This is a genomic window from Asaia sp. BMEF1, assembly GCF_051628905.1.
Lineage (GTDB): Bacteria > Pseudomonadota > Alphaproteobacteria > Acetobacterales > Acetobacteraceae > Asaia.
In genome coordinates this window covers 51,492-75,688 of record NZ_CP157575.1, presented here as the reverse complement: position 1 = coordinate 75,688, position 24,197 = coordinate 51,492, and the positions used below count along the sequence as shown (strand labels likewise).

Below are 24,197 nucleotides of genomic sequence, written 5' to 3'. Positions count from 1 at the left end.
AAGAGCTGCGCCGCCGGAAGCGTTGAGGGATATAATGGCGTCGGAACGTCACCGGAGCGTTATTTGAGCGTGCCGGTTTGCGCCGCTAACGTGCGCCCTCTTCTCCTCGGCAGGACCCGCCTCCCCATCCCCCCTGACAAAAGGGCTATAACGGGGATGCGGGCTTGCTCGGGACAGACCGGGTGTTTTTCATGACTGACACGAGCCATTCCTTCGGCCATCTACCCTTCCTGACCTTTGCTCTGGTTCTGTCCTATATGGCGGTTGCTATGCCGCTTGCCGTCATCCCGCCGTTTGTCACGTCCTGGCCAGGCTATGGAAATGGCATCGCCGGTATCGCCGTGGGCTGTGCATTCGTCTCGACCATATTGACCCGGACGCTCGCCGGCGGATTTGCCGACCGCAAGGGCGGTCGCAGCGCGATGAGGCTAGGCCTCGTGCTGTATATGGCGGCCAGTGGAATCTGCCTCCTCTCTGCTCTGGACCTGTTCGCCAGAGGCGCCTCGCTAGGGTTACTGATCGTTGGGCGTCTGCTTCTGGGCGTCGGTGAAAGCTACACACTGGTGGGCATGCATGGCTGGGGCATTGGCCTGACCGGCCCCAAAGGCGCGGGCAAGGTTCTCACCTGGACAGGCGCCGCCATGTATGGCGCCTTTGCTTTTGGAGGGCCGCTCGGGCTCGGCCTATATCATCTTGCCGGGTTTTCGACGCTTATGGGGGTATGCGTCGTGCTGCCCCTCATCGGCCTTGCGATCGTTCAGCGCGTCCCCGCCGCGCCGATCCTTCAGGGAGAGCGCGAGTCATTCTGGCCCGTGTTGGGCATCATTCGGCCCTACGGATCGGTCGTGGCACTGCAGGGTGTCGGGTTCGCCGTGCTGGGTGCATTTCTCTCAGTCTATTTTCTGGCTGAACACTGGCGATTCGGCAGTCTCGGCCTGACCTGTTTCGGCTTGGCTTTCGTGGCAGGGCGCCTGTTCGGGGGACATCTCCCCGAGCGGCTAGGCGGCATCAAGGTTGCCATGCTGTCCCTGAGCATCGAAGCCACAGGACAGGGCTTTATCGCGTTCTCTCCCTCACCGGTTCTGGCACTTGTCGGCGCTGTGCTGACCGGGGCGGGTTGCTCACTTATCTATCCCTCTATGGGCGTAGAGGTCGTCAAGCGCGTTCCTGCGTCAATCCGCGCGACCGCGCTTGGCGGCTTCGCCGCCTTCCAAGACCTTTCCTATGCGGTCAGCGGGCCGGTTGCTGGCGCGCTCTCAGACCATCTGGGCTATGAATCGATTTTTCTGATGGGCATGATCTGCGCCCTGCTGGGCCTGTGCCTCGTTATCATGATGCACCGGCGCGACCGACCTGTTTCAGGACAAGCGATCGAGAGCTGACGCGCACCCTCATGCGCTCAGCTTACCCTCGACAAGCGCTATACTTTCAGACCCCATGGTCCAGATGAAAAAGCGCCATAGCGAGCTGGGCTGTGGCAGTATCTGATCTGATTACCTGTCGACGCGCTGACTGCTCGGTCGCCACAATCGGGCGATTGATCTCAGGGGAGGATAAGGATGGCTCGTCTGACACGACGAGGCGTTCGGAGATTTCAGGCGTAAGAGGCATTTCTTCCGGTGCGTCGGGCAGCGGAAGTAACGCCAGCAGAGACAGATAATCTGTTTCATCGAGAACCGAGGGGCGCTGCCCTTTGGCGCGCTGCACCAGCCAGCCTGCGAAAACCTCGTTGAGCGCTGCAAGCGCCGTTTCCGGACGCTTGCCCAACTGGCCACACAAAACGCGATCGATCTGCAACCAATCGCTCTCGGCAATGCGACGGGGCGCCGGGTCGCTCGGGGTCTTGATCACCCATCCCTCTACATGGCTTTCGACATGGCTTGCGACAGTCAGATCGGACGACACAGAATACTCCTTTGACTCTGAGCGATTGCTCTCCTGCCTTTGCCCACCATCGTCAAAAGCCCCGACGCCCTTTATGCCTGAGGGCCGATTACAGCGGCAAGCAGACAGGATCGAAAAAACGCCTTCGACGGCTTTGTCGCCGCCGCGATGGAAAACAAAAGGGGCGCGAAATACCGCAAAAGGGATCGCTCTTGAAGCAATCGCACAAGGGGCAATGAGACGCCTACTGATCTCAGGATTATCTTTAGGCAGCAGACCATCACAAAAAAGCGCATGAAATTCATTGTTCTCGCAGGTCGAATATGAGAACTGCTCTCATGCAGGGCAGCGCCCTTCCGCATTATCACAGCTGGATCATGACATTGGCACACGCACTGACTCACCCCCGCCGGTCGGTCATACGGATCTGGCTCCTTTCAACCGTTTCGACCCTCTACGTGGCGCCGGGCCCTGGCGCTTATGCAGCCGACGCACCTGCCGGACCGCGCAAGGCCGAGCATATCACCGTACGCGCCACCGAGCCCGAAAAACGCGAGGCCGAGCGTGGCGGCGGGCTGATCAAGCCACAGCACGAAATCCGGTCGGTGAGCAGTGTCGATAGTGCTTTCATCGCCAGGCAGGCCCCGATTTCAACCGCCTATCAACTCGTTTCGCTGCTTCCCGGCGCGAATGTCGCCGCCTCCGACGCGATGGGGCTCTCGCCCCAGACCACGATTTCGGTGCGAGGTCTGAATACGGATTCCATCGGTTATGTGCTCGAAGGCATGCCGCTCAACGATCTGGCGTTTTACTCGGGCTATCCCAGCCAGTTTGCCGATGGTGAGAACTATCGTCAGGTGGCGCTCAGTCAGGGCGCAGCCGATCTCGACAGCCCTGTCCTGAATGCCGCAGGCGGGCTCATGAGCCTGAGCTTTCGCGACCCCGCGCGCAAAGCGGGCGGTATGGCTGAGGTGTCTTACGGCTCGTATAACAGCAACCGTCAGTTCATTCGGCTCGATACAGGGCTGATCGGCCGGACCGGGTTGCGCGGTTTTGTGTCCTACTCGCATACCAGCGCGGAAAACTGGCGCGGCCCCGGCCATGACATGCGCCACCATATCGATTTTAAGCTGGTGCGCGATATCGGCGAACTGTCTCACGCGTCTCTCGTTGGCAGCTTCAACAGCACCATCACGAGCTATTACCCGCAGGTCTCGAAAGACCTCTTCAGGCAATATGGCGTATCTTCAGGCAATGCACTCACGAGCCGCTACGACCCGCAAAACCCGGAAGAGGCGCAGCTCTATCAGCGTCTTTGGCGCGCACCCGAACGAACGCTTTATATGGGCGCGCCTGTCAGCTTCGCCCTGACCGACCATCTGACCTTGCGGGCCACACCCTATGCCCAGGGGGCCTATGGCAACGTGCCGAGCGGGTCGACCCTGCCCTTGAGCGGCATCTACACGGGCACGCAGGCCCTGAACGACAATCTCGTTCTGCCGAGCTCACAGGACGGTCAGGCCCTCGTACGCGCCAATTATACCCAGCGCAGCACACGTTCCGGCTTCACCTCCGAACTCGCCTGGAAAAAGGGCTGGAACGAACTGGTCTTTGGCTACTGGTTCGATTACGGCGACGATCATGAGGTGCAGTCCTTCTCGCCGGTCAGCGAGAACGGGGCATCGGCCAATATCTGGGGCAATGGCACCGGCAATTTCGTCAGGCTGACCAATGGCCGCATGTATCTTGCAGGGGATAATCACACGATCAGCATGGCCAATGCGCTCTTCATCGGCGACCGAATGAATTTGCTTTCCGATCGGCTTCTGGTCGAACTCGGTTTCAAGGAAGTCATGGTCAGCCGCAATGGCACGAACGCCGTACCGGGGCCGCAATATCATGTGGGCAGCAATAGCGCCGTGCCACTGCCGCGCCTCGGCATGCGCTTTCAGATCACGCCGCAGCATCAGGTCTTTCTCAACGCGACGACCAATTTCCGCGCCCCATCCTTCACTGCGCTTTATAACGTCTATGACCCGACGAGCGGTGAAGCGAGCACCAATGGTGCCAGCAATCTGCGCAACGAGTACTCGATTTCGGAAGAGCTGGGCTATCGCTATACCGGCCCACTGGTGACGGGCAGCCTAACCTTCTTCAACTATAATTTCACCAACCGCCAGATCGAGACCCAGATCCAGATCAACAACACGCCGATCTCGTCGACCATCAATGCCGGTGGCCAGACCTCTCGCGGCATCGATGTCGAACTCGGGCTGAAGCCTTGGCACCATTTTGCGCCTTATCTTTCGGGCGAATTTCTTCACGCCACGATCGATAATGACATCGCCAGCAATGGCGATCTTCTGCCGACGCGAGGCAAGACGGCCGTTCGGAGCCCGAGCCTGCAAGCCTCCGCAGGGCTGACCTATGACGATGGCCATGTGTTCGGCTTCGCTTCGGTGCATTATACTGGCAGGCAGTATGCGACCTTCCTCAATGATGAGCGCATCAGCGACCACACCACGGGCGACATCGCCGTCGGCTATCGCTTTGCCGATATGAACCGTTTCAAGGCGCCATCCTTGCGCCTTAACCTCATCAACATAACCAATGAGCACTATCTCTCGGGTGTTGCCGACCCGACGCTGAACGCACGCGATGCGACAGGACGGTATGGCACGACGATATCCGGCTCATCGCCTGATTATTACATCGGCGGCGGCTTTTCGGCTCTGGCTACCGCCACAGCCGGGTTTTGATGTCCGGCGGCGCGTCACCCGGCCAGTTCGGCTTATGGGGCAAGGAGACCAAACGCGACTGGCCTCTGATCACGCAGGATGAAGCCTCTCGCGCCCTGGCAGCGTTCGGCCTGCGCGACGTCACACCCATCGAATGGCACAGCGCCCGCCCCTTTTCTGCGGTCTCTCGATTAAGCGACGACCAAGGCAGAAGCTGGTTTCTCAAACGCCATCACCACGCCCTGCGCGACAAAGCGGCGCTTGCCGAGGAACACAGGCTGATCGCCCATCTCGCCGAACGGGGAATAACCGTCGCCCGCCCCCTTGCGACAGAAAGCGGAGACAGTGTTTTCACGCTCGGGGACTGGAGCTATGAGTGTTTACCAGGGCTGGAGGGAAGAGATCTTTATCGCGACCGCCTTTCCTGGGAGCCTTATCTGTCACGGCATCAGGCCTTCGAATCTGGGCGTGCGCTCGCCGTTTTCCATGATGCGGCGCAAAGCTATGACGGGCAGGCCAGACCAGAGCGCCCACTGGTCTCTTCCCTGACACCCTTGCTCGATGAACGAGGCCCTGAGATCGGGCTGTGCAGCTGGATTGCCAGCAACGCAGCCATGCGTGGCGCAATCGACACCCAGGGTGGGGCAGAAGCCATACTCACCGCGCTGCGACCGCATTTCCGTCGCGCCGCGCCTTTTCTTGCCTCTCCTGCCACGCAATGGGGGCATGGCGACTGGCATGGCTCCAACCTGACCTGGCATGGGGCGCCAGAACATGAAAAAATCGGCGCCGTATTCGATTTCAGCATGGCCGACAGAACGACACGCGGCTTCGACATCGCCGTAGCCCTGGAACGGAGCATGATCGACTGGATGAACCCGCTGCATGATCCAGAGGGTAGCCTTTGCGACTTCGCCAGCGAGCCAGGCCAGATTACCGCATTCCTTGCGGGATATGACGATGTCCATCCTCTCTCCCGGCGGGAGCGAGAGGAGATTGCGGCTTTTCTTCCCCTCGCCCATGTCACCTTCGCCTGCTCGGAAATCTGGTATTATCAGTGCCTTCTCGACCTGCCCGACCTCGCTAAAACGACATACGACACCTATCTTCTCGGCCATGCCAACTGGTTCTCAGGCAAACAAGGGTACGAAATGCTCGAGTTGATTGCAGCAGGGGCACAGAGCGTCGGATGATGTCGCCACTTGAAGCCCTTGCCGTGCTCATTACCATGGCGGGCATCTGGCTCACGGCCCGCAGGCGTGTGCTTGGCTGGCCATGCTCCTTGCTCGCCTCGCTGCTTTACCTGGTCGTCTTCGCGAAAGCGCGGCTTTACGCCGACTCAGCCTTGCAGATCGTCTTCTGCCTTTTTCTCGCGAAGGGGTGGTATGACTGGCATCGTTTCCGACAGACCTCCACGGAGATAGCGGTACAGGCCGCGCCAAGGCTCGTTTTATTGCGCGATCTTCTGATCGGGGCCGGGTGCAGCGTTGCTCTGGGCACGATCCTGCGGCTCTGGACGAACGACGCCGCCCCGATGACCGACGCCACGCTCAGTGTCCTGAGCATTATCGGGCAAATCTGGACGGCGCGCCGCTTCCTCGCCTGCTGGCCACTCTGGATACTGGTCGATGGCGCCTATGTCGGGCTGTTTGCCGCGCGCGATCTGTGGCTGAGCGCGGGGCTCTACGCAGGGCTTATCGCGATCGCCTGGTATGGGTGGACAAGCTGGAAAGCAACGCTGAAAAGTATCGCCCCGCAACGATAAGGCGACCGAACAGGTCTTTGCGGTGAGAGACGAACACAGCTTGCATCCTGCTCGCCATCGCCCTACCAGCTTGTCGCCAGTTTTCCCGCACCTCGTGAAAGGCAGGGCTCATAGTGCAGAAGAAACGGATCTTCTATCCGCGAGCGCCCAAACAGCTCTTCGGCCAGTTCATGCGCTTTGGCATCATCGGGGCCATGGGGCTGGTCTGGGATATTCTGATCGTGACCCTGCTTCGCCCTCATCTCGGGCTGACAGCGGCCACACTCTTTTCCTATTTTGCAGTCGCCAGCCTCAACTGGCTGCTCAACCAGCTCTGGACGTTCAAGGGCCTCGCGCATCGCGATCATCCCATTCTGCAATGGCTGCGCTTTCTTGCCGCCAACAGCTTCGGATTTCTCCTCAATCGAGGCACTGTCTATGCGCTGTGCTTTACCACCCCGTTCTGTCTGCACCATGTCGCCGTCCCTCTGGCCGCTGGCGCGCTGATGGGGTTGCTGGCCAATTTCAACCTGTCACGCAAGCTTGTTTTCCGCGCCAAGGTGCCTGAGACTCCCATGGAACTGGCGCAGATGGCGGTCGATCTGAATGTCGATCCAGCCGATCGCGATCTGGAATCCTGACGGCACACGCGCAAAACATTTCCTTTGCGGTCTCTTTGCTCTAGTGGAGATGCCATCTTCACGCCGCAATCGGGATTTTCTGCTCGCGCCATGACCACTTCGATCCATAACACCACCACAAATGAGCTGCGCAGCGCGTTTCTGAAGTATTTCGGAGACCATGGCCACAAGATCGTTCCCTCGGCCCCGCTGGTGCCGCAGAACGACCCGACCCTGCTCTTCACCAATGCTGGCATGGTGCCGTTCAAGAACGTGTTCACCGGGCAGGAAACCCGCCCCTATTCCCGCGCCACGACGGCCCAGAAGGTGGTGCGCGCCGGCGGCAAGCATAACGATCTGGACAATGTCGGCTACACAGCCCGTCACCTGACCTTTTTCGAAATGCTCGGCAATTTCTCCTTCGGCGATTATTTCAAGGCTGATGCGATCGAATTTGCCTGGACCCTGCTGACCAAGGGCTACGGACTGCCCAAGGAGAAGCTGCTTGCAACAGTCTATGCCGAGGATGAAGAGGCCGCCGGGCTATGGCGCAAGATTGCGGGCCTGCCGGAAGATAAGATCATCCGCATCCCGACCTCGGATAATTTCTGGCGTATGGGCGACACCGGTCCCTGCGGCCCCTGCTCCGAGATTTTCTTCGATCACGGACCTGATGTCTGGGGTGGTCCTCCGGGCTCGCCAGAAGAAGACGGCGATCGCTTCGTCGAGATCTGGAATCTCGTTTTCATGCAGTATCTCGAGGGGCCTCCGGGCACGCGCGCGCCCCTGCCGCGTCCCTCGATCGATACCGGCATGGGTCTCGAGCGCTTTGCCGCTGTCATGCAAGGCAAGCGCGACGTGTATGACACGGACGTGCTTCGCAGCCTGGTAGAGGCAACAGCCAATGCGCTGAGCACCGACCCCGATGGGTCGCTGCGCGCCAGCCATCGCGTGGTGGCGGACCATCTGCGCTCGACAGCCTTCCTGATTGCCGATGGCGTCATGCCGTCCAAGGACGGTCGCGGCTACGTGCTGCGTCGCATCATGCGTCGGGCCATGCGTCATCTGCAGCGTCTGGGCGCGACCGAGCCGGTCTTCTATCGCCTGCTTCCTGCCCTGATCCGCCAGATGGGCTCGGCCTATCCCGAGCTGGTTCAGCATCAATCGCTCATCGCCGAGACCATGAAGGGCGAGGAAGAGCGCTTCACCGCCCTCCTCGAACGAGGCATGTCGCTGCTCGAAGACGAGACGGCCCGCGTGGCAGAAGGCGGCGCCCTGCCGGGTGACGTGGCCTTCAAGCTCTATGACACCTTCGGCTTCCCGCTCGACCTGACGCAGGACGCGCTGCGCGAAAATGGTCGCACCGTCGATGTGGCCGGTTTCGAGGCCGCCATGGCCGAACAGCGTGCCCGCGCTCGCGCCGCTTGGGTTGGCTCGGGCGATGCCGCCGCAGAGACCATCTGGTTCGACGCACGCGAGCGCTTCGGCGCCTCCGAATTCCTCGGCTACAACTCGGAAAAAGCCGATGCCGAAGTGGTTCTGATCGCCAGATCGGGTATCGAAAGCGATAGCGCAACGCTGGGCGACGACGTGGCCATCCTGCTGAACCAGACCCCATTCTACGGCGAAAGCGGCGGTCAGGTCGGCGATCATGGCGTGCTCGCGGGCGAAGGCCTGCGCATCGAGATTACCGACACCCAAAAGCGCAACGGCGATCTACTGGTGCATTACGGCCGTGTGGTCGAAGGTACCGTGCGCCCCGGCATGTCGGTAACGGCAGAAATCGATCATTCGCGCCGTCAGGCCGTACGTGGCCATCACTCGGCCACCCATCTGCTTCATGAGGCGCTGCGCCGCCAGCTCGGCGACCATGTCGCGCAGAAGGGCAGCCTCAACGCGCCGGAGCGCCTGCGTTTCGACGTCTCGCAGCCCCGCCCGATCACGGCGGAGGAGCTGGCGCTGGTCGAGCGCGAGGTCAATGCCCGCATTCGCGAAAACAGCGCGGTCGAGACCCGTATCATGACGCCGGAGACCGCTGTAACCGAAGGCGCCATGGCGCTGTTCGGCGAGAAATACGGCGACGAGGTGCGCGTGGTCTCGATGGGGCTGGGCGACGATTCGCGTGGCGCGTATTCCATCGAGCTTTGCGGCGGCACGCATGTGGGACGGACCGGCGAGATCGGCCCCTTCCGCATCGTGTCGGAAAGCGGCGTTTCGGCTGGCGTGCGACGCATCGAGGCAGTTTGCGGTGTTGCTGCCGACCGCCTCGCCATCGAGGCCGATGAGCGCCTGCGCCGTATGGCCGATCTGCTGAAGGCCACAATCGCCGAGGCGCCCGATCGCCTCGCGGCTCTGGTTGAAGAACGCCGTACCCTCGAGCGTCAGGTCTCCGAACTCCAGAAACGTCTGGCTACCGGCCAGGCCGATTCGGCCAGCGAGACCATCAACGGCATTACTTTTGTGCCGCGCGATCTGGGCGACGTCGCCCCGCGCGAGCTCAAGAACGTGGCCGAGGCCATCACCAAGCAGATCGGAAGCGGCGTCGTGGCGCTGATCTCGACGGCAGAGGGCAAGGGCAGCGTAGTCGTGGCCGTGACCAAGGATCTGAACGACCGTTTCAGCGCAGTCGATCTGGTACGCCTCGCTTCTGCCGAGATGGGCGGAAAAGGCGGTGGCGGGCGTCCCGACATGGCTCAGGCCGGCGGTCCGCAGCCCAATAGTGACGCCGTATTCGAGTCACTGAGAAAAACGCTTTCCGCCTGAGGCTTCATGACAAAGGGTGAACCATGCCGTTCAGGCATGGACACCCCATCAAATCCACGGCATCGGAGTCATCTGACTTTCAGGTGTGGCGTAAAACTCACAGAAAGCCACACCCAATTTTTCAGATGAGGTCTCGATGAAGAGTGAAATCGAAAAAAGCCTGATTGCCCTCCTCAAGGGCGTTCAGCATTTCGACGACGAAGTCTACGAAGAGCACCGTGAGCTTTTCGAAAGTCTTGCCGAGGGCCAGTCGCCCTCTACCCTGTTCATCACCTGCTCGGATAGTCGCATCAACCCGAGCATGATTACCCAGACAGCCCCCGGCGATCTATTTATCGTGCGCAATGTCGGCAATATCGTTCCGCCCCACGGCGAAATGCTGGGGGCTGTATCCTCCGCGATCGAATATGCCGTGCTCGTTCTCAAGGTGAAGCATATCGTCGTCTGCGGGCATTCGAATTGCGGTGCGATGGGCGCGCTCTGCGATCTGAACAACCCGAAATTCGACACCATGCCCACAGTGCAGCGCTGGCTACGCAATGCCGAGGCGGCGCGCGCGGCGCTCGGCCCGTTCAAGGCCGAGGATGCCGGCCCCGAGACGGTGCGCGAGCTCGCCCAGCAGAACGTGCTGCTCCAGCTTGCCCATCTACGCACCCACCCTGCCGTCGTCGGCGGGCTGGCATCGGGCGAGCTCGCCCTTCAGGGCTGGTTCTACGATATCGGTACAGGTCAGGTTGTCGTTATCGACGAGCAGACGCGCAAGGAGCGCACGGTACGCGATGTTCTCGGAGATCTCGGCGTTACGGCCTGATCGTCTTCTCTGCCTGTTTCTTGCCGTCTGGGCGCTGTTCCGGCCGGCAGAAGCAGCCTCGGTCAAGATTGCCACCTGGAATCTCGACTGGCTGACGCTGTTCCCGGACTTCCCCCCCGGCCTGCCGGTCAATATCCCACACCGCAGCGCCGAAGACTGGGCCGCACTTGCGCAGATCGCCACACGCCTGAACGCCGATATCGTCGCCGTTCAGGAGGTCAGCGACGCGGCCGCGCTCCGGCGGCTTTTTCCCTCCCCCGACGATACGCTGCTGCTCACAATGGCGCCCATCGCCCAGAATGTCGGGCTCGTCCTCCGTGCGCCATGGCGCATACTGGCGCACGAGGAGTTGAGCGCTCTGGATCGGTCCCCTTTCCATGGTGGCCACGCCCTGCGCCCCGGGCTGGATGTGATCGTAGGTAATGGCAGAGACACCCTGCATCTGCTGGTCGTGCATCTCAAATCAGGATGCTGGGACAGGACATGGAAGGAAAACGGACATTCCTGCCCGGTCTTGCGCGAGCAGATAGACCTGATCGCCAACTGGATGACCGAGCGCGACGATGAGGGCGAGGCCTATATCGTACTGGGAGACTTCAACCGACGCCTTACCCTTCATGACCCCTATTTCACGCAGATGACCCAAGGCCTCGCCCCCATACTGGTAACAAGTGGCTTTTCCAGCCCGTGCGAAGGCGGCAATTACTTCATCGATCACATCCTGCTGGGTGGTGAGGCAAAAAACCGGCTCATAAAAGACAGTCTGCGCGTTCTGACCTATCGACCGGAGGAATCCGGCCTGACCTTGTCCGATCACTGCCCCGTTTCTGTCAGACTGACCCTACCCTGACCCGGCTTTTTCTGTCCCGGTTGTCTCGGGATTTTGCGTGAGGGCCTTGCTGCTCTAAGGTCCGTTCTGAAATTGAGGAGGCTGATTTGCGCTATCGCTCTCTCGGGCAGTCTGGCCTGATCGTGTCGGAACTGGGCCTTGGCTGCAATAATCTGGGCGGTCGCATCGACAACGCTCAATCGGCCCGTCTGGTCGGTGCGGCGCTCGATCTGGGCGTGACGCTGTTCGATGTCGCCGATGTCTATGGCCGCCGCGATGCCCATGCAGGCGCATCGGAAGAGGCGCTGGGCGCCGCGCTCTGCGGCAAACGCGACAAGGCGGTAATTGCCACAAAATTCGGCATGAGCATGATCTCGGGGGGTGACGATGCGGGCAATGCCTCGGGAGCCTCGCGCCGCTACATCATGCAGGCGGTCGAGGCGAGCCTGAGGCGACTGCGGACCGACCGTATCGACCTCTATCAGCTCCACTGCCCCGACCCGCGCACGCCACTCGACGAAACGCTTCATGCGCTCAACGACCTGATTCGGGCGGGCAAGATACGCTATGCAGGCGTCTCGAACCTCCCCGCCTGGCAGGTCGTCGATGCGTGCCATATCGCCAGACGCGACAGACTGGCTGGTATCATCTCCTGTCAGGACGAGTTCTCTCTTCTCGAACGCAGGGCGCGAACCGACCTGCTGCCCGCGCTGCGTCAATTCGGCCTCGGCTTGTTGCCATATTTTCCGCTCGCTTCAGGAATGCTCACCGGCAAATACCGTCGGGACTCATCGCCACCTGCGGGGTCGCGTCTGGCGGCATGGACCTATCTTCAGGACCGCTACCGCGACTCGTCAATATGGACGCTGATTGAGGCACTCGCCGGGCTCGCGCAGCGTCACGAACGCAGTCTGGCCGATCTGGCGTTCGGCTGGCTGCTCGGACACGAGACGGTAGCCAGCGTCATCGCAGGCGCAACTTCCGAGGCGCAGATGCAGGACAATGCGCGCTCCTGCATGCTCGAGACGAGCGACGACCTCGATGCAGAACTCAAGACAATGCTTGCAGCCCATGAGGCAAAGTCATGAACCCGACAGAGCAGAGCTGGAGCCTGACCGCGCTCTCTCCTGAAATCGCCGTCACCTGCCACGAAGCGCCGCCAATTTCGGATCCGGCGCTGGAGCGAGGCATAGAGGCCATCTGGCAGGAGACGCTTCAGAAACATCCCGGACTTTACAACGGGCGCGTCTTTTGCCTCTCGGGCCTGGCGGAGACGGCTCTCACGGGGTTCTGGTGCGAATATCGCTGGGTGCTGGCGCAAATGCGCTCGGCGGAACTCGGTGCCCGACTCAAGCTACGCTCTCTGGCCGTAACCGCCCTTCTGATCTGCCCTGATGGAGTCGTTCTGGGGCGCCGCAACCCCTCTTCGCTATACCTCCCCGGTTTCTGGCAGGGCGTACCCGCGGGTAGCGTCGAAGCACGGACAGGCGACGAAACGATCGATTTGAGAGCGCAGCTTCTCAAGGAGCTGGAAGAGGAGGTCGGCCTGAGCGACGGCGTGTCGGTCAGCGGACCGTTTCTCGCCTGTGAGCATGACACCACCCATATCGTCGATATCGGATTTGCCATCCACGCCGGGCAGGATTTCGCCGCCATAAAGGCGGCCTGGCGCGCACGCGCCAATGACGAATATGACGCGCTCGAGTGCCATCCCTGGCATGAGATCGCCCCTCTTACATCGCGCGTTCTGCCAACCACGCGCGCCCTGCTGGAGCGCCTCGCCCCATGAGCGCCTATCGCCCCCTGACCGCCTCGACCCTTATCGACCATCTCTCCACCCTCGCCCCGCTGAAAGCCCAGCTCGGTGGCAACGCTGCCGACTGGACGGCGCGCGAGGTCAGCGACGGCAATCTGAATACGGTTTTCATCGTCTCCGGCCCCATGGGCAGCGTCTGCTGCAAGCAGTCTTTGCCCTATGTGCGTGTCGACCCCGCCTGGGCCATGCCTCTGGAGCGCACGCTTTTCGAGGCGCGCTGGATGCAGGCGGTCAGCCCGGCTGTAGGTCATCAGATACCGGCGCTTTATCATCTCGATGAGGGGCTCTTCCTGATCGTGATGGAAGACCTCTCCACCCATAACGTGCTGCGCAATGCGCTGATCACCGGCGTGGCGCCTGCCGGGTTTGCCGCGCGTATCGGCGAGTTTATCGGCCATGCCAGCCATGCTACGTCGTGGCGCGCGCTTGCCTTCGAAGATGTCTACGCGCTGCGCGACCTGTTCTCGCGCAATCTGGCTCTGACGCGCATCACGGTCGATCTCGTTCTGACCGATCCCTATCGCAGCGACTGCCCGCGCAATCGCTGGATCAGCCCCGAGCTGGACGATCTCGTCGCCGGGTTGCAGGAAGACAGCGCGCTGCATTCTGCAGTCGAGCGGTTGCAGGAGCGTTTTCTCACCAGCAGCCAGGCCCTGCTGCACGGCGATCTCCATACCGGCTCGGTCATGATCTCGGGCGACGATGTGCGGATAATCGACGGCGAATTCGCCCTTTACGGGCCGATAGGCTTCGATCTCGGCATGTTTCTCGCCAATCTGGTCATGAATGCCTATGCCCAGCCAGAGCATGAAGACTGGATGCGAGACGAAATCACGCTGCTTTGGTCTAGCTTTAAAGGCGCATATCTCGAACGCTGGGAGTCCAGCGCTCAGCACGGGGATATGGGCTCACTCACCCGTCCCGCAAATTCTGCGGCAGAGCGCACGCGGTTTTTTCAGCAGATCCTGCATGATTGCGCCGGTTTTGCCGGGCTGGAGCTGATCAGACGCACGATCGGCTTTGCGCAGATTGCCGATTACGAAGCCGGTCAGGACCGCGAAAGCGAGATCGAGGCGCGACGTCGCGCCCTGATCGCAGGGAGAACGCTTGTTCAGAAGGCCTTCCAGATCGACACGATCGATGCGCTTGTCGACCTGATCTGACAAAGCCCTGCATTTATTGCCGGGTCAGGCCCGGCGATAGGCACGGTCGAACCAGACCAGCCCCTTGGCTTCCTCGCGGGTGAACTCGGCGCAAAGCGGTTCGACGAAAAACACGCTATGGGTGCCGATCTCCTGTGTCAGGCTGATTCGGCATTCCAGCGTCACCAGAGCACCTTCGAGCAAGGGCATCCCGATTTCACCCGTGCGCCACTGCCCTGCGGCAAAACGCGCCTCCATGTCGTAACGCGAGCTACCGAACAGCGTGGAGAGCGCTTCCTGCTCGTGAGCCAGAATATTGATCGCGAGCAGACCGTGGCGCACGAGATGAGCATGCGTGGAGGCCGTGCGATTGACGCAGACCAGCAGCGTCGCCGGATCGTCAGAAACGCTGCACACGGCCGATGCCGTGAAACCATGCCGTCCGTTCTCGCCATCGGTGGTGATGATCGTCACCGCACTCGCAAGACGCGCCATGGCATCGCGAAAAATTTCTTTCGACAAGGGGGGACGTTGAGGCATCGTCTCGGCTCCACGCAGGGTTATCAGGTCCGGTATGCGGTAATTCTTCCCCGCTGCAAGAGGCGAAAGCGCAATTTCCTGAACCGGAGCGTGGGTTAGCGCCTTGCTCCCGCCACGGTTTCCTGAGATATAAACACACGATCATCGTGGATAGTTTATATTCCACGCGGTGAAAAGCTCAGACAAGGCGGGAGCGACCATGAAACGGGCGATACGCATAGGCGCTGGCGAGGCACTCGTGCTGACAGCCAACAGATTGCTAGACGGGCTGATCGTCTGGCGTGACGCCAACGGTGCCTGGCAACGCTCGATCGCCCATGCCGCCATTCTCTCGCCGGAAGACTACGAATCGGCGCTCGACTCTGCCACAAAATCGGCTCAGAGCGATGGTGTGGTCGGTGTGTATGAGGTGGTCGTTCGCCCCGGCGCCGTAGCAGCGCCAGTAAGCGTCAGAGAGCGCATCAGGGCTTTCGGCCCGACGACGCATCCGCAATTTGCCACGGAGTTGAAGTCATGAACGCGCCTGTCGGACTCTACCAGTATCAGACGGCCGATCGTGAGTTTCTCGCCTCGCGCATCGCCGAATTCGAAGGGCAGGTTCAGCGCCGTCTCAGCGGCGAACTGACCGAAGACGAATTCAAGCCGTTGCGCCTGATGAACGGACTCTATCTCCAGCTCCACGCCTATATGCTGCGGGTCGCCATTCCCTATGGCACGCTGGACTCACGCCAGATGCGCAAGCTCGCCCATATCGCCCGGCGCTATGACCGCGATTACGGGCATTTTACTACCAGACAGAACATCCAGTTCAACTGGATCAAGCTCGAAGACACGCCCGAGATCCTGCGTCAGCTTGCCGATGTCGATATGCATGCCATCCAGACCAGCGGCAATTGCATACGCAACGTGACGTGCGACCAGTTCGCCGGCGCCGCCGCCGATGAGTTGATGGATCCGCGTGTCCATGCCGAAATCCTGCGCCAGTGGTCGACCCTTCACCCGGAATTCACCTTTCTGCCGCGTAAATTCAAGATTGCCATCTCCGGCAGCCCTCACGATCGAGTGGCAGCGCGTTTCCACGATATCGGCATTCTGGCGCGCCCCGGCGAGAATGGACCGCTGTTTCGCATCTTCGTGGGTGGCGGATTGGGGCGCACGCCTCTCGTAGGGCATGAATTGTTCGATTCCGTGCCGGAATCCGAGCTGCTGATGACGCTCGAGGCCGCTCTGCGCGTCTATAACGCCTATGGCAGGCGCGATAACATCTACAAGGCCCGCATCAAGATACTGGTGCAGGCGCTCGGTATCGACGGCTACCGCAAGGCGGTCGAGCACGAATTGTCGCTGATGAATCCCGAGCATTACCGCCTCGCCCCCGAGACAGTGGCCGCCATCCAGGCGCGTTTCGCCGCGCCCGATCTCACCACGTCGGCCGATGCCGAGACCCGCCTGAAGAGCGACCGGCAAAGCGATATCGCTTTCGATCGCTGGGTGCGCAGCAACACGCATCCGCATTTTGCCCCTGGGCGCATCGCCGTCACGGTGTCGGTCAAGCCCGCAGGCGGCATTCCTGGCGATGCGACATCGGATCAGCTCGACCGGCTGGCCGATCTCGCCGACCAGTTCTCGTTCGGCGAACTGAGGATCACCCATCTTCAGAACGTGGTTCTGGCCCATGTGGCACAGGATCGGCTACTGGAGCTGTGGCAGGCGCTCAACGCCATCGGGCTCGGCGATGCCAATCACGAGCTAATCGGCGATATCGTCGCCTGCCCCGGCCTCGATTATTGCGCTCTTGCCAATGCCCGCTCGATCCCGATTGCACAGAAACTGAGCGCACGCTTTGGCGACAACGCGCTTCAGGAGGAAATCGGCAAGCTGCGCATCAATATCTCGGGCTGCATCAATGCCTGCGGTCATCACCATGTCGGGCATATCGGCCTGCTGGGTGTCGACAAGCGCGGCGAAGAGTTCTTTCAGATCACGTTGGGCGGACGCGATGACGCGCTATCGCGCACCGGCGATATTCTCGGGGCGGCCCTGCCGGAAGACGATATGGTCGATGCCATTGCGCGCATCGTCGATCGTTATCTGAGCATACGCGAAAAGGGCGAGCAGTTTCTCGACACCCTGACGCGCCTCGGTGACGCCCCCTTCAAGGAAGCTGCTTATGAAACAGTTTGACCTCGCCCCGGCCCGGCACCCGGCCCCGGCGAGTCTCGAAATCGTGCCGGTTGCAGAAATGACCGAGACGACACGCGCCATCCGTCTGACTCCTGATTTCGATGTGGAAACACTCGGAACGGCGCTCGATCATCTCGATCTGATCATCGTCACATTTCCTATTTTTCGTGACGGTCGCGGTTTGACCCAAGCACGCGCGCTGCGTGAGTATTACGGCTTCGCTGGCGAAATCCGTGCCGAGGGCCATCTGATCCCCGATCAGGCACAGTTCCTGCGTACGTGCGGCGTCGATTGCGTGCTGCTTGAAGACGATGCTGACACGACGCCCTGGCTTCGGGCGCTGTCGCTCTTCCCCGTGACGTATCAAACCCGGCTCGGACTGCGCTAACCCGCCTCCACCTGCGCTCAGAGCCACTCGCGCCTGTCTGTGCCGTGCAGCCTTCTCAAAAACCCGAGCAGCCGGATCCGGGGTCAATCGAGATCACATTTCCCGCCAGGCTTACTCAGAGCGTTCCTGCGACCAATCGCGTCAGGGGTTCAGCGATACCGGTCGCTCTGGCCGGGCTCTGACCGGCATAGCGTCAGAAGCGGTAATTGGCCCAGCCAGCCACGAAATCCGAGCTGCTATATCCTGCCCGTGTCAGCGCCGGGCCTGCCTGAAGATGCTCGTAGCGCCCCGTAAAGCTCAGTCTTGGCGTCCAAGTCCAGACGCCCTGCAAACGGGTCGATTGCGCAACGCGTCTCGCATGGGTTTTCTGTGTCCCTGAAAAGGCCGATCCATTGGCGCGATAGACCGCATCGGTCAGGCTCGCACGCCAGGCGAACTGATGCTCGAGCGTCAGACGCAGGCTCTCGATCGGAGAGACGGTTATATTTGGCGCGAGGGCGATCAGGTTCGTAGGGGTCAGGAAAAGCTGATAGCTGTAATAGATGTTATTCCCGAAAGGGGCATAGGCGTTGCGCAGCGTTCCTTTGCCGAAAGCACCGCCGCCGCTGGCATAATCCCCATGCAGGCCGATACGAGGGGCGGTGCGCCCGGCGCCCAGGCGATAGGTCTGCGCCAGAAAGATCTGAAACGCCTCAATGCGCCGCCCGTCATAGTGACCACCCTGATAATTGGCGACCCAGTCTACCGTCAGACGGTCGACATCGCCCCAAAGGCGCAGCCCATAATAAAGCCGATCTTCACGCGCCGGGCCACTGCCCCAGACAGCGTGGCGATTGCGCAATCTCCACACGAATGGATCGAGATAGAGCTTCGATTTGCCGAGAAAATCATTCGGAATGACGATCCCGGCCGTGCCACCCGAAAACCGGATATCTCGATTAATCACGTCGTCACGCGTCCCACCATGTCCGAGGCGCGTGTAATGAAAATCGAAAAAATCGCCGCGCAGTCTCTTGCCGCGTAGCCAGAAACGCGTGCCGTTCAGGGCAAAACGCAGCGTATTATTATCCCGCTGCGACGTCAGCAGATTGGCGCCGTCGGTGAATTCCTGTCGACCATAGCGCACGCCCGCGTTGAGACCCGGCAAAGGGGCATCCGCCTCGGCAAAATACTGCTGAAACACCAGCTTGTTGCGCATACTTGCGGTAGGCACGCCGATATTAGGGCCGGAGATGCCCCCATGGGCCAGTTCGCCGAAAGCCCGGAAATAACGCGTGATGTGCAGATCGGCACCGCCGACGACACGCATGATGTCCTGACGCTGAGCCGGGTTTTTCTTGAGATTCGGGTTGCTTGTCTGGTTCAGACGCAGCCGCATTTCACCGGAGAAAGTAAGATAAATGTTCTGCCTGCCGTTGAGCGGTATGAATTTGAGACGGTCGAGAAAATCGCGGCGGTTTTTCGCATAGCGCATCTTCGACCAGTCTTCGGCCCAGCGTGAGAGATTATAGCCGGAAGTCGTCAGCCCGTCTCCAGCCGCAGGGGCGGGATAGGTACTAACCGCAGGCTCGGCCGGCGCACGCGTCTGCGAGGCGGGGTCGGGCGCAGGGTTATGCCCCTGTTGTGCCTGTGCCTGGGACATCGCGCCCCACAGGCAAAGAGCGGTCGTTGCCAAGCCGAGAGACCGGAGGCAAGCATGGGGCGAAAAACTGAACGCCATGATTCCGAACCCCGCCTCTTACTCGGGAATGACAGGTGGGGCGGCAAGGCCGGAACCGTGAGCGCCCAGAGCCTGGGCCAGTCGATCTCGATCGAGCACACCTTCCCATCGGGCGACGACAATCGTCGCCACGGCATTGCCGATGAAATTGGTCAGGCTGCGGCATTCGCTCATGAAACGATCGACACCAAGAATGAGCGCGATACCGGCAACCGGTATGGTGGGCAGGATGGACAGCGTGGCGGCCAGGGTGATGAACCCTGCCCCCGTCACGCCGGCGGCGCCCTTCGACGACAACATGGCCATGCCGAGCAGCAGGATCTGCTGACCGAAGCTGAGATGAATGTCATAAGCCTGCGCGATGAACAGCGCCGCAAGCGTCATATAGATATTGGTGCCATCGAGGTTGAACGAATAACCCATCGGCACAACCAGCCCGACGATGCTCTTGGGGCAACCGGCCTGCTCCATCTTGGCCATCAGGCTCGGCAGGGCACTCTCTGAAGACGACGTGCCCAGAACAAGCAGCAACTCCGCGCGCAGATAGGCGATCAGACGCAGAATGGAGAACCCGGCCAGGCGACCGACGACCCCAAGAACGACGACAACAAAAACGATGGCGGTCAGATAAAAGGTGACAACGAGCGTGGCGAGATCGGCAAGGCTGCTGGCGCCATATTTGCCAACCGTGAACGCCATCGCGCCAAAGGCACCGATCGGTGCGGCTTTCATCAGAATGGCGACGATACGAAAAGCGACCGCCGATATCTCTTCGAGCACGTCATAGACGCGTGCGCCTCTCTCACCCATGAGCGCGAGGCCGATACCGGTCAGAATAGCGACAAACAGCGCCTGAAGGATGTTACCGGTCGTCAGAGCCGATACGAAGGTATCCGGGATGATGTTCAGCACGAACTCGGTGACGCTGCTTTCATGCGCCTTGCCGATATACCCCGCGACACTCGCGCTATACTCGCCCGCTGCCCCGATTTTAGCGTGGATACCTGCGCCAGGGCGGATGACATTGGCGGTGATCAGCCCGACGATCAGGGCGAGCGTCGAGAAGAAAAGAAAATAACCGAAGGTCTTGCCTGCGACGCGCGCCACCGCACGCAGATCCCGCATGCCCGCAATGCCGGTCACGATCGTAAGAAAGATCACGGGCGGGATGATCATCTTCACCAGACGGATAAAGCCATCGCCGAAGGGGCGAAGCGCCTGCCCGGTCTGCGGCTCGAAATGGCCGATCAGAGACCCGACGACAATCGCAAAAAGCACCTGAAAATAGGTGTGCGTATAAAAAGGTTTACGCTTGGCCCCTGCGCGCGGCGCTTCTGTGCTCTCTGTGGTCGGAACGATTTTCATATCTGGCCTTTATGTCCGATCACGCCCGGAATGCTGCGCTCAGGTTACATTATTGTAATTATTAAGGGTGTAAGCAAAGATTGCTGCCACGCAAAAGCACATTTTCTTGACAGCAGGCAAGCGGCACTAACCTGAAGTAACGATAGCGTCTGCCAGAGACCGACAAACGACAAAAGCCCGACCTGAGGCCGGGCTTCATAACGATGAACTGCTCGTATTTCTTAATATGACTAACGACTTACTTGAACGGCGCCCAGAACACCCGGTCGCCCGGTCTCAGCCTGCTGCGCCTTGATCGCCCAAGGGCATGGGCCGCCGCGTCAGGGTCAAAGTTGCGGGTGATCCGAGGCAAAGGCAGCGGCCGCGCCGAACAGGCCGGGCTGCGGATGGGTGATAATTTTCACGGGCATATCGCCCATCATGCTCTCGAAACGCCCCTTGGCGACAAAACGCTCGGCAAATCCCGAATGCGGCAGCTTGTCGGCCACACGCAGGCCGAGCCCACCGGCAATGACGACGCCTTGCGCGCGATGGGCGAGTGCGAGATCGCCTGCAACGGCGCCGAGAGACAGGAAGAAGCGCTCGAGCGCGGCAGCCGCCATCGAGTCACGGCCTTCCATGGCCATTTCCCAAAGCGCCTTGTTGTCGCGCATGGTGATGGGCAGGCCCTGCATCTCGGCAATGATTTCATAAAGATTGGTCAGGCCGGGGCCGGAGACGATACGCTCGGCGGATACGCGGCGGAAACGGCGGCGGAGCGCACGCAGGATCTTGTCTTCGAATTCATCGAGCGGGGCGAAATCGATATGGCCGCCCTCGGTCTCGATCACGAAATACTGCCCCTTGCGACGCAGCAGACAGGCAGCCCCGAGGCCCGTGCCTGGCCCAACGATGGTGGTCGTACCCTCGGTGGGCAAAGGGCGGTCAGGTCCGCAGAGATGCTCCAGATACTGATCGTCGATCTGGGCCACGGCGTGACCGACAGCACCGAAATCGTTCACGAGCGTGAAGTCTTCAAGGTGCAGACGCTCTGCCAGCATGGCAGGCTGGATGATCCAGGGGTTGTTGGTCATCTTGAGCGTTTCGCCCTGGATCGGGCAGGCGATGGCGATACCGGCATAGCGCGGTAACTCGCGATCGATCGCGCGACCGAAGGCCTCCCAGGCGAGGGCAAGGCTCGCATGATCTGCCGTGCGCAGCGTTGTCGCTTCACCAAGCTCGACAACACGCCCCTGATCGACCTTGGCGATCGCGAACCGCGCGTTCGTGCCTCCAATATCGACGGTGACAATATCCTGCATCACTTGCTCCATTTTGCGGGGAGATGCCCGAACACGAACCAGCCTTGGCTGACGATCAGGCGTTTCTTGGGCAAGAAGTTGCAGTCTATCCGGCCGGCGTCAACACCTTGGGTCACAATTCTCGCTCAGAGCGCTTTCTGTTTCACTTTCGCCAGACGCAGCAGGCGGTGAGCGATCGGTCGAGGCACCAGAATGGAAACAAGCTTGAGCAGAGTGAAAAGCCGGGGAAAGATCAGCACGGCGCGCTTGCGTGCTGCGGCCTCGGCAATCAGCGCTGCTGCCTTCTCGGCCGAAACGAGGAATGGTCTCGCGCCATCCAGTCTGCGGCTCATCGCGGTATCGATATAGCCGGGCTCTATGAGCGTCACGCCCACCTTGTGAGGCGCCATAGCAGCGTGAAGACAGGTGGCAAAACGGCTCAGACCGGCTTTGGAGCTGCTGTAGGCCGAGGCAAAAGGCAGATCGTGATGCGCGGCTACGGAGCCCATAAACACGATACGCCCCTGTTTTCTCAACGCCATGGCGGATGCTGCCTCGGTCGCCAGGGTGACCGGAGCGGCATAATTGACGAGAGCCGCCTCCTTCACCGCCTCGACTGTCTCGGTTACCGAGCCCTCAGGTCGGATATCGGAGACCCCGGCATTGAGAATGAGCAGATCGACGGGAAGGCGCGAGTCATCCTTTCGAAAAAGAGCGATACCGGCATCGAGATCGGTCAGAGCGAGAACATGGCAGGTCACTTCGCTCCCCTGCTGGCGGCAGGACGCCGCAACGGCCTCCAGCCTCTGCTCGTTGCGCCCCCAGAGCGTGAGATGCGTGCCCGCTCGGGCATAATGCAGAGCCAGTGCCCGCCCCAGACCGCCGGAGGCGCCGGTGATAAGGGCATGACTGGGCACATACTGTGCCTTTGCAAACCGTTCTGGACGTGACATTCACCGCGCTTTCGTCAATTAAGGTATGTTCCGGTTAAGCCATAAGGACCGACCGGCCTATTGCAATAGAGAGTTCACCTTGCCGGACGCAGCAGATTCCCGCCAGATTGTAACCGACGCGCTTGTCGCTGACCGAGTGGTCACTTCCCGCTCCGCCATCGAGCCACGCCAGACCGATCAGCGTAACGACGATCCGGGCAGCCTTCTTGCTTTCGACTGCACACAGACAACGGGTATGATAACCGTGAGACCGGTTATCTCTCGCAAGGAACTCAAGCTGTTCACGCAGCTTCCCCGCGTCCTCTATAAGGGATGCGAAGGCTACATGCCGCCGCTGGATATGGAGCAGAACGATCTGCTCAACCCCAAGCGCAACGGCATTTTCCGCCATGCTTCGGTGCGTTATTTCATGGCTTGGCGCGATGGCGTGGTTGTGGGACGCATTTCTGCCGTCGTCGACGGCAAGGCACTCGAAGCCTGGGATGAGAAAATCGGCTGGTTCGGTGCACTCGATGCCCTGCCTGAGAAGCCTATCGTCAAGGCCCTGCTCGACACGGCAGAACTCTGGCTGCGCGATCAGGGTATGGCCCGTATGCGCGGGCCCGTGACACTCGGCTATCACGGAGAGTCTGGGCTTATGATCAAAGGCCAGACAGAAGCCCCTATGATCGGCACACCCTGGCATCCCCCCGAGCTGCACGGGATCATCGAATCGCTCGGTTTCGAGACAGGTCGCGATCTGCTCACCTTCAAGCTCGACCTCACCGACGACCTCGACGACAGACATATTGTGCCGGGCGCGCTCAAGCCCGGTCAGGGCAAGCTTGGTGACGTGACCGTATCGCATCTCTCGAAGAAGCAGATCACCGCTCAGGGCGAGGTGCTTCGTTCGCTCTATAATGACGCCTGGGCGGACACCTATAATTTCGTGCCGCTTCAATCCTACGAAATGACGGGACTGATCGAACAGCTGAAGCTCGTGCTCCGCCCTGAGCATTACGTGCAGATCGACCACGCTGGCGAGCCTGCTGCCATGGCGCTCATGGTACCCAATATCTTCGACATCGTGCGTGACATCGATGGGGCGCCGTCTCCCCTTGGCTGGGCAAAGCTGGGTGCGCGCCTTCTCTCTCATCGTTTCGAATCAGCCCGCGTGATCCTGCTCGGAGTATCTCACAAGGTGCGCGGCACTCTGCTCGGGGCGCTCATGCCCTCTCTGGCGATCGACGAGCTGATCCGCCGCCGGGCAACACTTCCCTATAAATCCGTCGAGTTGGGTTGGATTCTCGAAACGAATACCCCGATGCTCAACCTAGTCAAACGCCTGGTGCCGGAACCCAACAAGCTCCATCGCATCTACGAGAAAGAGATCGATCAGACGGCGTCGTGAGAGATAAGCCTGCCTCGCAGGCAGGGCAGA

Annotated in this window: 21 protein-coding genes; 15 read left to right on the top strand and 6 right to left on the bottom strand. The window is 60.6% G+C overall.

Annotated elements, in window-relative coordinates:
• Positions 1-191 precede the first annotated feature (191 nt).
• Complete coding sequence (locus tag ABHV46_RS00345; protein WP_438382228.1) at positions 192-1,382, top strand: arabinose transporter; 1,191 nt, start codon at positions 192-194, stop codon at positions 1,380-1,382.
• A 46-nt stretch (positions 1,383-1,428) separates the two neighbouring features.
• Here ABHV46_RS00345 and ABHV46_RS00340 read toward each other — a convergent pair whose 3' ends face one another.
• The gene (locus tag ABHV46_RS00340; RefSeq protein ID WP_438382227.1) at positions 1,429-1,905 is read right to left on the bottom strand and encodes a hypothetical protein; all 477 of its coding nucleotides are present in this window, start codon (positions 1,903-1,905) and stop codon (positions 1,429-1,431) included.
• A 302-nt stretch (positions 1,906-2,207) separates the two neighbouring features.
• On the opposite strand from ABHV46_RS00340, the gene ABHV46_RS00335 reads away from it, so the two are divergent.
• The 10 genes from ABHV46_RS00335 to mtnK all read left to right on the top strand — a co-directional run bounded on the left by ABHV46_RS00335 (position 2,208) and on the right by mtnK (position 14,368).
• The gene (locus tag ABHV46_RS00335) at positions 2,208-4,643 is read left to right on the top strand and encodes a TonB-dependent receptor (protein ID WP_438382226.1); all 2,436 of its coding nucleotides are present in this window, start codon (positions 2,208-2,210) and stop codon (positions 4,641-4,643) included.
• Positions 4,643-5,815, top strand: coding sequence for a phosphotransferase enzyme family protein (locus ABHV46_RS00330; RefSeq protein WP_438382225.1), 1,173 nt, complete (start codon positions 4,643-4,645; stop codon positions 5,813-5,815). Before ABHV46_RS00335 ends, ABHV46_RS00330 begins: the two co-directional genes overlap by 1 nt.
• Entirely contained in the window at positions 5,812-6,387 is a 576-nt protein-coding gene (gene pnuC / locus ABHV46_RS00325; RefSeq protein ID WP_438382224.1) for a nicotinamide riboside transporter PnuC, read from the top strand. Before ABHV46_RS00330 ends, pnuC begins: the two co-directional genes overlap by 4 nt.
• Positions 6,388-6,500: 113 nt before the next feature.
• Complete coding sequence (locus tag ABHV46_RS00320; protein ID WP_438382223.1) at positions 6,501-7,007, top strand: GtrA family protein; 507 nt, start codon at positions 6,501-6,503, stop codon at positions 7,005-7,007.
• Between the two features lie 90 nt (positions 7,008-7,097).
• Positions 7,098-9,749: an alanine--tRNA ligase gene (gene alaS, locus ABHV46_RS00315; protein ID WP_438382222.1), complete on the top strand. Its 2,652-nt coding sequence runs from the start codon at positions 7,098-7,100 to the stop codon at positions 9,747-9,749.
• 136 nt (positions 9,750-9,885) lie between these two features.
• Positions 9,886-10,560 carry a carbonic anhydrase gene (locus ABHV46_RS00310; RefSeq protein WP_336945433.1) on the top strand — a complete coding sequence of 225 codons (675 nt, stop codon included), beginning with the start codon at positions 9,886-9,888 and terminating at the stop codon, positions 10,558-10,560.
• On the top strand, positions 10,529-11,410 hold the full coding sequence (locus ABHV46_RS00305; protein ID WP_438382221.1) for an endonuclease/exonuclease/phosphatase family protein: 882 nt from the start codon (positions 10,529-10,531) through the stop codon (positions 11,408-11,410). Before ABHV46_RS00310 ends, ABHV46_RS00305 begins: the two co-directional genes overlap by 32 nt.
• Positions 11,411-11,496: 86 nt before the next feature.
• Positions 11,497-12,477 carry an aldo/keto reductase gene (locus ABHV46_RS00300; protein WP_438382220.1) on the top strand — a complete coding sequence of 327 codons (981 nt, stop codon included), beginning with the start codon at positions 11,497-11,499 and terminating at the stop codon, positions 12,475-12,477.
• The gene (locus ABHV46_RS00295; protein ID WP_438382219.1) at positions 12,474-13,178 is read left to right on the top strand and encodes a hypothetical protein; all 705 of its coding nucleotides are present in this window, start codon (positions 12,474-12,476) and stop codon (positions 13,176-13,178) included. The genes ABHV46_RS00300 and ABHV46_RS00295 overlap by 4 nt, the downstream gene beginning before the upstream one ends.
• On the top strand, positions 13,175-14,368 hold the full coding sequence (gene mtnK / locus ABHV46_RS00290; RefSeq protein ID WP_438382218.1) for an S-methyl-5-thioribose kinase: 1,194 nt from the start codon (positions 13,175-13,177) through the stop codon (positions 14,366-14,368). The genes ABHV46_RS00295 and mtnK overlap by 4 nt, the downstream gene beginning before the upstream one ends.
• A 24-nt stretch (positions 14,369-14,392) precedes the next feature.
• Here the strand turns inward: mtnK and ABHV46_RS00285 are convergent, their stop codons facing one another.
• Positions 14,393-14,887 (bottom strand): flavin reductase family protein, encoded by a 495-nt coding sequence (locus ABHV46_RS00285; protein WP_438382217.1) that lies wholly within the window; start codon positions 14,885-14,887, stop codon positions 14,393-14,395.
• A gap of 199 nt (positions 14,888-15,086) precedes the next feature.
• Between ABHV46_RS00285 and ABHV46_RS00280 the strand changes: the two genes are divergently transcribed.
• The 3 genes from ABHV46_RS00280 to ABHV46_RS00270 are packed head-to-tail and all read left to right on the top strand — an operon-like array spanning position 15,087 to position 17,459.
• Complete coding sequence (locus ABHV46_RS00280) at positions 15,087-15,404, top strand: DUF2849 domain-containing protein (protein ID WP_336945439.1); 318 nt, start codon at positions 15,087-15,089, stop codon at positions 15,402-15,404.
• On the top strand, positions 15,401-17,071 hold the full coding sequence (locus ABHV46_RS00275) for a nitrite/sulfite reductase (RefSeq protein WP_438382216.1): 1,671 nt from the start codon (positions 15,401-15,403) through the stop codon (positions 17,069-17,071). The genes ABHV46_RS00280 and ABHV46_RS00275 overlap by 4 nt, the downstream gene beginning before the upstream one ends.
• Positions 17,058-17,459, top strand: coding sequence for a DUF934 domain-containing protein (locus ABHV46_RS00270; RefSeq protein ID WP_438382215.1), 402 nt, complete (start codon positions 17,058-17,060; stop codon positions 17,457-17,459). Before ABHV46_RS00275 ends, ABHV46_RS00270 begins: the two co-directional genes overlap by 14 nt.
• A gap of 193 nt (positions 17,460-17,652) precedes the next feature.
• On the opposite strand, the gene ABHV46_RS00265 is transcribed toward ABHV46_RS00270, so the two are convergent.
• From ABHV46_RS00265 to ABHV46_RS00250, 4 genes are all read right to left on the bottom strand, one after another.
• Positions 17,653-19,179: an alginate export family protein gene (locus ABHV46_RS00265; RefSeq protein ID WP_438382214.1), complete on the bottom strand. Its 1,527-nt coding sequence runs from the start codon at positions 19,177-19,179 to the stop codon at positions 17,653-17,655.
• A gap of 18 nt (positions 19,180-19,197) precedes the next feature.
• Positions 19,198-20,544, bottom strand: a complete 1,347-nt coding sequence (locus ABHV46_RS00260) for a dicarboxylate/amino acid:cation symporter (RefSeq protein WP_438382213.1) — start codon at positions 20,542-20,544, stop codon at positions 19,198-19,200.
• 326 nt (positions 20,545-20,870) lie between these two features.
• Positions 20,871-21,845: a glucokinase gene (gene glk, locus ABHV46_RS00255; protein WP_336945444.1), complete on the bottom strand. Its 975-nt coding sequence runs from the start codon at positions 21,843-21,845 to the stop codon at positions 20,871-20,873.
• Positions 21,846-21,970: 125 nt separating this feature from the next.
• Positions 21,971-22,777: an SDR family NAD(P)-dependent oxidoreductase gene (locus ABHV46_RS00250; protein WP_438382212.1), complete on the bottom strand. Its 807-nt coding sequence runs from the start codon at positions 22,775-22,777 to the stop codon at positions 21,971-21,973.
• Positions 22,778-22,856: 79 nt separating this feature from the next.
• Between ABHV46_RS00250 and ABHV46_RS00245 the strand changes: the two genes are divergently transcribed.
• Positions 22,857-24,167, top strand: coding sequence for a hypothetical protein (locus ABHV46_RS00245; RefSeq protein WP_438382211.1), 1,311 nt, complete (start codon positions 22,857-22,859; stop codon positions 24,165-24,167).
• The last annotated feature ends 30 nt before the right edge of the window (positions 24,168-24,197 follow it).

Excerpts from the sequence above, each read along its gene's own strand:
- ABHV46_RS00345 (WP_438382228.1), top strand. The coding sequence starts at position 192 with ATGACTGACACGAGCCATTCCTTCGGCCATCTACCCTTCCTGACCTTT.
- ABHV46_RS00335 (WP_438382226.1), top strand. The coding sequence starts at position 2,208 with ATGAGAACTGCTCTCATGCAGGGCAGCGCCCTTCCGCATTATCACAGC.
- ABHV46_RS00330 (WP_438382225.1), top strand. The coding sequence starts at position 4,643 with ATGTCCGGCGGCGCGTCACCCGGCCAGTTCGGCTTATGGGGCAAGGAG.
- pnuC (WP_438382224.1), top strand. The coding sequence starts at position 5,812 with ATGATGTCGCCACTTGAAGCCCTTGCCGTGCTCATTACCATGGCGGGC.
- alaS (WP_438382222.1), top strand. The coding sequence starts at position 7,098 with ATGACCACTTCGATCCATAACACCACCACAAATGAGCTGCGCAGCGCG.
- ABHV46_RS00310 (WP_336945433.1), top strand. The coding sequence starts at position 9,886 with ATGAAGAGTGAAATCGAAAAAAGCCTGATTGCCCTCCTCAAGGGCGTT.
- ABHV46_RS00305 (WP_438382221.1), top strand. The coding sequence starts at position 10,529 with ATGTTCTCGGAGATCTCGGCGTTACGGCCTGATCGTCTTCTCTGCCTG.
- ABHV46_RS00295 (WP_438382219.1), top strand. The coding sequence starts at position 12,474 with ATGAACCCGACAGAGCAGAGCTGGAGCCTGACCGCGCTCTCTCCTGAA.
- mtnK (WP_438382218.1), top strand. The coding sequence starts at position 13,175 with ATGAGCGCCTATCGCCCCCTGACCGCCTCGACCCTTATCGACCATCTC.
- ABHV46_RS00285 (WP_438382217.1), bottom strand. The coding sequence starts at position 14,887 with ATGCCTCAACGTCCCCCCTTGTCGAAAGAAATTTTTCGCGATGCCATG.
- ABHV46_RS00280 (WP_336945439.1), top strand. The coding sequence starts at position 15,087 with ATGAAACGGGCGATACGCATAGGCGCTGGCGAGGCACTCGTGCTGACA.
- ABHV46_RS00275 (WP_438382216.1), top strand. The coding sequence starts at position 15,401 with ATGAACGCGCCTGTCGGACTCTACCAGTATCAGACGGCCGATCGTGAG.
- ABHV46_RS00270 (WP_438382215.1), top strand. The coding sequence starts at position 17,058 with ATGAAACAGTTTGACCTCGCCCCGGCCCGGCACCCGGCCCCGGCGAGT.
- ABHV46_RS00265 (WP_438382214.1), bottom strand. The coding sequence starts at position 19,179 with ATGGCGTTCAGTTTTTCGCCCCATGCTTGCCTCCGGTCTCTCGGCTTG.
- ABHV46_RS00260 (WP_438382213.1), bottom strand. The coding sequence starts at position 20,544 with ATGAAAATCGTTCCGACCACAGAGAGCACAGAAGCGCCGCGCGCAGGG.
- glk (WP_336945444.1), bottom strand. The coding sequence starts at position 21,845 with ATGCAGGATATTGTCACCGTCGATATTGGAGGCACGAACGCGCGGTTC.
- ABHV46_RS00250 (WP_438382212.1), bottom strand. The coding sequence starts at position 22,777 with ATGTCACGTCCAGAACGGTTTGCAAAGGCACAGTATGTGCCCAGTCAT.